General features: G+C 43.3%; 2 protein-coding genes and 1 pseudogene. 2 read left to right on the forward strand and 1 reads right to left on the reverse strand.

Annotated elements, in window-relative coordinates; all coding sequences use genetic code 11:
- Positions 1-253 precede the first annotated feature (253 nt).
- The gene (locus tag WC615_RS23080; RefSeq protein WP_372980379.1) at positions 254-2,035 is read left to right on the forward strand and encodes a hypothetical protein; all 1,782 of its coding nucleotides are present in this window, start codon (positions 254-256) and stop codon (positions 2,033-2,035) included.
- 2 nt (positions 2,036-2,037) lie between these two features.
- Positions 2,038-2,787, forward strand: coding sequence for a YoaK family protein (locus tag WC615_RS23085; RefSeq protein WP_372980380.1), 750 nt, complete (start codon positions 2,038-2,040; stop codon positions 2,785-2,787).
- On the opposite strand, the pseudogene WC615_RS23090 reads toward WC615_RS23085, so the two are convergent.
- Positions 2,767-3,104, reverse strand: a pseudogene (locus WC615_RS23090) (coproporphyrinogen III oxidase); the annotation flags it as partial. The gene WC615_RS23085 and the pseudogene WC615_RS23090 overlap by 21 nt on opposite strands.

The following is a 3,104-nucleotide window of genomic DNA, read 5'->3' on the forward strand; positions in this document are numbered from 1 at the left end:
ACCCGCAGTGCTTATGTACTATTTTAATGCACCTATAATTGTACTTGGCGTAACCATGTTTTGCTTTTTTGCAAACATCATAGCCAACATGGGCGGCGAGGGCATCCGCACTACTATCTTCTTTTTCGCAGCCAGCGTACTTATTCACCTGGCTATGATATTAGCATTTGTTATTTAATATTTATACCCCTAATTAATTTGAAGCGGTTAACCACCGCTTTTTTTTATAATTCATAATTTTTATAAAATTATTATGCTTCACAAATTTCATATCCCTGTTCTGGGCCTTGGTTTTTCAATAGATACCCCTTTAAAAGTTGCCAAATACGGCATATCGTCGGTTGTTTCGGTGGTTGATGACGATTTGATAGAACGCATGCGCGAGTTTCATTGCCTGCAAAATGATGTGTTGTACCACCCCATAGCTAAAACAGAACCTGATGCCCGGGCACGAAGGATAACTGCTTACCTGAACCTGTTAAACGAATTGGTAAATACGCAGTTTGATGACTTGCTGCGGCAGCCGTTTACCGGAGAAAATGATATAGACCAGTATTTTAACCTGTTGCCGGCTTCGTCGCCCATTAAACAGGGGTATGAACTGATGAATGAGTACCCGGCAGGCGAAAGCAAACAAATTTTTGGCCGCATCCTAAAAACAAGGATGCAAATGGGCGCAATTGATGTAAACATTATGGCTAAAGTTGATAAGCTGAATTTTGACGCCAACGGCGATTATGCCGGCGACGAAAATTCTGACGCATTATCGGCCCTGCGTGCTTTTGCAATGAGCGACCTGGATTCGTCGGTTGTATTGTCGGCAGGGATGAACCCGCGCCTGTACAGCTATATAGAAAAGTTCGGGGATTTTTTCCCGGATAAAAGCGGACGTTTGAAAAAACGGATCATATTAAAAGTGAGCGATTACCGATCGGCTTTTATACAGGCAAAATTTTTGGCCAAAAAAGGTTTATGGGTATCTGAGTTCAGGATCGAATCGGGCCTTAACTGTGGCGGCCACGCCTTTGCCACCGATGGTTTGTTACTTGGCCCAATACTGGAGGAGTTTAAATTAAAGCGCGGAGAGATGCAGGAGGAGCTGTACGCGCTTTACCTGGGGACGTTATTGACCAAGGGACTGGTTTGCGATAAAATGCTCCCGCAACGCTTAAGCGTGCAAGGCGGCATAGGTACCGCCAATGAGAATGATTTTTTAATACAGCATTATCAACTGGATGCCACCGGTTGGGGCAGCCCTTTTTTATTGGTGCCCGAGGTTACCAATGTTGATGATGATACGCTGATGCAGCTGGCCGGCGCCACGCAGGATGATTTTTATTTGAGCAACTCATCACCGTTGGGTATTCTGTTCAATAATTTTAAAAATAGTTCGGCCGAGCGCCAGCGATTGCAAAGAATAGAACAGGGCAGGCCGGGCAGCCCCTGTACCAAAAAGTACTTGTGTACCAATACCGAATTTACCGAGCAACCCATTTGCACAGCATCACGCAAGTACCAGGCCTTAAAGATATTTGAACTGCAGGCAGCCGTAATAAACGATGACGAATACCAGGCAAGGTATGAAGCTATTACCGAGAAGGTATGCCTTTGCGAAGGTTTATGTGCGTCGGTATATATTAAGAATGGGTTGTTAAAACCTAAGGAGAGCACCGCCGTTACCATTTGCCCGGGGCCAAACCTGGCTTACTTTAAAAATATTTACTCGTTAGAGCAGATGGTTAAACATATTTATGGTGATGAAGATCTGTTGAAAGATACAAACAGGCCCAATATGTTTATTAATGAGCTTAACCTGTATATAGATTATTTGAAGAAAGATATTGCCCTGTATGTTCAAACCCTGAACGAGAAAAAAGGCAAGTACCTGATTAAATTTAAAGAGCAGCTGCAGCAGGGTATTAATTACTATAAACAACTAATACCAAAGCTTACTAACGAAACACAAGCCTATATAGAAAATACCTACCGCGAACTTATACTATCTGAGCAACAACTTTCGTTACTTGATTTATAAAGATGTTACAACATATTGGGCATAAACGTACTAACGCTCATAACATAAAACTTGCGGCATTACTATCCCTAACTGCGGGGTTTGTAAACGCCGCGGGTTTTTTGTCGTTTATGGTGCTTACTACAAATGTAACCGGGCATGTTGCCTTGTTTGCAGAAAAGCTTGCCGGTGGCGATACGCAATCGGCATTGGTGGTGGGGGCATGGATGCTGCTGTTTTTTGCAGGGGCGTTTGTATCCAGCATGATCATTAATATGGTTGGCCGCAACCAGCGCTATGCTTATACCATACCTATTATTATTGAAATTATAATATTGGTTGTAGCCGGCAGTAACCTGCACTGGTTTGCTACAACCCTTTCAAACAACAGGGTTGCTGCCGGTAGCCTGCTGTTTGCTATGGGTTTGCAAAACGCAATGGTATCTATTATATCAGGATCGGTAGTGCGTACCACACATTTAACCGGGATGTTTACAGACCTGGGCATTGAGCTTGCGGCCAGTTTATATGGTAAAGGTACCGATAAGAAAAACGCTGTTTTATATGGTAAGATGTTTTTACGGCTGGTAATTATATTTTTCTTTTTCGCCGGATGCATTGCATCATCTTATATTTTCCACGCCCTGCATTACAAAACTTTTTATATACCGGCAGGGCTGCTGGTGTTTGGCATGTTGTTAGATATCTTCAGAATAAAAACCATTAAATTTTACAGGCGGGTAAAACACGCTTTAACCAGCCATGCTGAATAACTGAGTGGCAGGTTTATCTGCCCATAGCCTGGCATCCAGCGCCATACAAACATTACGTAAAAAGCGTTTGCCCAATGGTGTTACTGTAAGGCTGTGAGAGTCGAGTTCTACTAAACCATCGTCAGCTATGGCTTCCATACGTTCAAGCCCTTCCAGCAAGGGGATACAAGGCTGCAGGTGATGGTTCCAGATGGTGTTTCCCCGGCACATAATATTAAGGATGTGCTTACGGATAATAAGGTCATCGGGCGTTAAAAAATGCCCTTTAAACACGGGCAGTTCGCCGGCATTCACTAACGCTATATATTCCTCTACGT

Source organism: Mucilaginibacter sp., assembly GCF_041663085.1.
GTDB lineage: Bacteria > Bacteroidota > Bacteroidia > Sphingobacteriales > Sphingobacteriaceae > Mucilaginibacter.

What these genes read in the sequence shown, in the direction of transcription:
- WC615_RS23080 (WP_372980379.1), top strand. Translation starts at nt 254, where the DNA reads ATGCTTCACAAATTTCATATCCCTGTTCTGGGCCTTGGTTTTTCAATA.
- WC615_RS23085 (WP_372980380.1), top strand. Translation starts at nt 2,038, where the DNA reads ATGTTACAACATATTGGGCATAAACGTACTAACGCTCATAACATAAAA.